Here is a 4,301-nt window from a genome sequence, read left to right as displayed (position 1 = left end):
TGCGCGGCACCTTCGCCCTGCTTATCGCCGAGACGCTTCTTTTCGTGCTTGTGAGTCTGATCGATTTCGAGGCCGGTGGCCAGGCGCGCGGTATCGTATCCCGGTGACGAGATTGCTCTGGGCGCCTCGACGATCTTTGTGGCCATGGAATGAGACATTGGGGTCGGGTTCAATTGACTCAATGAGTCATTTGAACCCGACCCCGTTGACTCTTCACGGCATGGCAGGCAGAGGCCAGTCGAGAACGTGCGGGAAGCTACTACGAAAAGCCCCATCGAACTGCATCGGAATACAGCGGCGATTGCCATATAATTTGAAAACTGACTCTTTGTCGATGGGGTAGCCATGAATTTCGATTTTCTTAGAGAAACACCCGAGCTCGAAGCGTTATTCGAACGTTGCAATAAGGCAGAGCAACTTGCTATTTCATTCCCAGACATGAGCTGCGCATCAGCCCGAACTGCACTTGAATACATCGTGGCTCTTGTTTATCAATCCGTGATTCACCAAGATGCTTCGTCCCAGACGCTTTTTGAAAGAGTGACCGACCCCACTTTCGTTGAATATATCAACGATGAGACGATAATATCCGCGATTCACACGGTTAGAATTAACGGCAACTGTGGAGCACACGGAAATACGGTAACTCCGGCGGTTGCTTGCAAGACGCTCGAGCAGCTCCAATATATTATTGGCGAAATATGCATGAATTTAGGGGTTATCAAGGATTACCCTGTATTTGTTTCTCCGTTGAAAAAGGTTACGGAAGTATCGAATAAGCCAAACGGCAAGTTAGATTCCTCTGACGTTAAAGAACCAGCTTCTTGCACCTCTGCGCCCGAAACCGCTGCGCCGACAAAGCCGGAGCCACCGCTCACTCTAACCGAGGAGGTCGTTTCTCACTTCGCTCCAACTTTACGTCGAGCTAAGTTCAATGTTTTCCGCCGGAGAAACGAAGAAGAGAACAGACGTCTATTCGTAGAAGCCTCCCTTCGCGAAGCACACTGGCTCATTGCTAACTCGAGCAATCAGGCTTATCCTTCGACCGCTTCAATCGATATAACGTTGGACGATGGTTCAACGATTGACTATGTTCTCTATGGCAAAGACGGCCGCCCCCTCGCCGTCATTGACTTTACGCATTCCGGTAGCAGTCCAATCGAGGGGCGTGTTGCAGCACGGCATGCTGCTGAGGTGCTTAAACAACATTACGGGTATATCCCAACCGCATACTACGTTTTCGGTTACCACATTTTCTGTCTTGACTGTTTGGGCTTCCCCGCTCGTCGCGTCTTCGGTTTCCACTCGCTCGGCGAACTCGAACTGCTCAAGCAACGCGCTGTGTCTCGTAAGAGCATCACGCAACCCAGTATCAATGATGAAATAACCAATCGTGAGTATCAGAAAAAAGCGATATCGGCAATCTGCCAAGCATTCTCGAATAATCGTCGTCGCAGCCTTGTAGTCATGGCCACGGGAACCGGCAAAACGCGTGTCGCAATTTCAGCGGTCGATGTTTTGATGCAGGCCGGGTGGATAAAAAACGTACTATTTCTTGCCGATCGCACGAGCCTCGTTCGGCAGGCTCATAAGAACTTTAATAAGCTGCTTCCCAATATCACCACATCCATATTCACTGGAACTAGCGACAGTAGGGATAAGAACGCCCGCATTATTTTTGCTACATACCAAACTATGATTCGCCTTGTTGACGGGGATACAAGAGAATTCGGAATTGGACGATTCGATTTGATTATCGTCGACGAGGCACATCGATCGCTCTTCTCGAAGTATGGAAAGTTGTTCCATTACTTCGATGCGCTCATGATCGGTCTCACAGCAACCCCTCGTAGTGATCAGGACAAGAGCACCTATGACGTGTTTTTTCTTCCAAGCGGCGAACCCGATTTTGCATATGAGCTCGAAGAGGCGATTCAGGATAAGTATCTCGTCGGCTTTGAAGTCTGCGATCGAACAACCGAGGCTCTTCGTCGAGGTATTAGTTATGATGATCTTTCCGAAGAAGAGAAGGCGGCTATTGAAGAGGAATTCGGAGAAGACCTCGATACTGCCTTAACGGTGTCCGACGAGACAAATGACATCGTTATCAAACCGGGTAGTACCATCATAAACGTGCGCACCATTGACCTCATGCTTGCAGATCTTATGCAAGAAGGGCTTAAGATCAATGCGAATGACACTTTGGGCAAAACTATTATTTTTGCCAAGAATCACAAAGAAGCCGAGGTCATTACGAAGCGCTTTCAGGCACTCTATCCCAGTCTTGGTGCAGATTTCTGTAAGCTCATCGATAGCCAGGTTGAAGATGCTTTGCGACTTGTCGACGTCTTTGGCGAGCGAGACAAGATGCCACAAATCGCCGTAAGCGTTGATATGCTCGACACAGGCATAGATGTCCCCGACATTCTTAACCTCGTCTTTTTCAAAACGGTACGCTCTAAAATCAAATTCTTACAAATGGTTGGTCGGGGCACGCGATTGTCAGAGGGCATCTTCGGTCCAGAGGGCGATAAACAAGGTTTCCTTGCTTTCGATTATTTTGACAACTTCCGTTATTTTGGAACGCGCGGTACATGGTCTACCGTCATGGGAAGTGGCAATGTTGCTAAGCCCTCGTCGCAGAGCTTCCTCCGAGATAAACTTATGCTCGAGATGCTCGTGCAGCTACAGGGAAAGAAAGCCCCTACCGAATTCGAAGCAAAGTATCGCGATGCTCTCCTGCAGTATTTTGAGGCTGGAGTTAGCTCGCTCAATAACGACGCTATCGAAGTCGACCGTAATATCGCCTTTGTCAATAAATATCGGACTGAAGGAGCTTGGAATCACCTAAACGAGCATCGCGTTGCGGAAATCGAGGATCGTATCCTACCGCTTTTCTCCCATAACACAGAACCTGCCAAGGTCAAAAGTTTCGATATCCTCATGCTTACGGTAGAAGTGAAATGCGATGAATATCTCGAAAGCGGCAAAGACCCTCGAGCCATCAAGCATGGCTTCAAGCGTGCTGGTGATGATTTTACCCATCGCATGGAGGCGCTGCTCAAACTGAAAAGCATTCCCGCCATCCAGAAAAAGGAAAAGCTCCTCATTGATATGATGGACGGCTCGTATCTCTTCGATTGCTACTCTCTTGAACGCGCGGAGTACGTTAGGAACGAGCTCCGTGATTTGATGCAGTACATTCCGGATCGGCGGGAGTACTACGTGGTTGATCTTCCGGATACTCTTATCAAGGGTGAAGACGTATATGGAATCCAAGGTAAGACATACGCTGATCGCTACGAAGAGTATTTGAGGGATGACGACAATACCGCTCTTTCTAAACTACGCTCACTCGAGCCTCTTACCGAGGATGAAAAGAAAGAGCTCAAAGATGCCTTCACGAAAAGGCTTGGCAGTGAAGCAGAATATGCCGCATGGTCCAATAGTGCACCTCTCTTCGCATTCTTAAGAAAAAAGACTGGTATATCCGATGAAGCCATTAAGACCAAGCTCGGACACATCCTTGATGCGCCGGAATTGGACGATGAACAGCGTGCATTTATGCAGCAAGTTGTGGACTATGCGTGCGCAAACGGAGACGTCGAAGCTAAAACGCTCTTGAATGATAGCCCCTTTATCAACTATGACCTCAATGCGCTCTTTGGAGATAGATTCCCCATGCTTAAAGAGTTGTTAGATGTACTTCATAAACCAGTAGTTGGCTGATGACCATGGACGTCAAAGATATTCTAGAAAAACAGGGCGTCCAACTCCTTGGTATCGATTTGGATGCGCTTGAAGAAGAGCTTCGCACAGGGGAATATGATTCCTCTTATGCTAGGGACTGTCTCGAGAAGATTTCTGATATTAGGGCGGCGCGCAAGGCGGCTCGTGAAATGTCGTCGAGGCCCTCATCAAGTACAGTCCTACATCACAATGCATCTTCTTCTTCTGGAAAGAACCAGTCGTTCTCAGGGCATTCTACAGAGAGTCTTCCCAAAACGCAGCGTTCGACGTTTGCACGCGGCCTTCTTGCGGTGAGAGATGGCGGCGGCTCCGTAAAATTACTCCGCGACCTCTTGGCTAGCTACCCTTACGCTAATGAAGTATTCATTGATGAGAATATTGATCTCTTTACGCAAGATGAACTTAAGACACTGCTTAAAATCAAGCTTAGTTTTTCACAGCAAGTGCAACGAGGCCGATCGGTAGACCTCGTACGGCGTCAGATACCCCAGGCGCTTGCGAGGCCTGCGGTTCAGCTCATCGTACACCCTCTCGACCTCCTCGTCGCTCAC

2 protein-coding genes are annotated in these 4,301 nt (G+C 48.6%); both read left to right on the top strand.

Going from position 1 to position 4,301, the window contains the following annotated elements:
- The first annotated feature begins 345 nt into the window (after positions 1 to 345).
- Positions 346 to 3,729 (top strand): DEAD/DEAH box helicase family protein, encoded by a 3,384-nt coding sequence (locus CZ345_RS00215; protein ID WP_144277182.1) that lies wholly within the window; start codon positions 346 to 348, stop codon positions 3,727 to 3,729.
- On the top strand, positions 3,729 to 4,301 hold a 573-nt coding region (locus tag CZ345_RS16805; protein ID WP_204224175.1), incomplete at its 3' end, for a hypothetical protein. The genes CZ345_RS00215 and CZ345_RS16805, both read left to right, overlap by 1 nt.

This window comes from Mailhella massiliensis, assembly GCF_900155525.1.
Taxonomy (GTDB): Bacteria; Desulfobacterota; Desulfovibrionia; order Desulfovibrionales; family Desulfovibrionaceae; genus Mailhella; species Mailhella massiliensis.
Note: the sequence above shows the minus strand (reverse complement) of the source record. Positions and strands in the feature narration are given on the sequence as shown.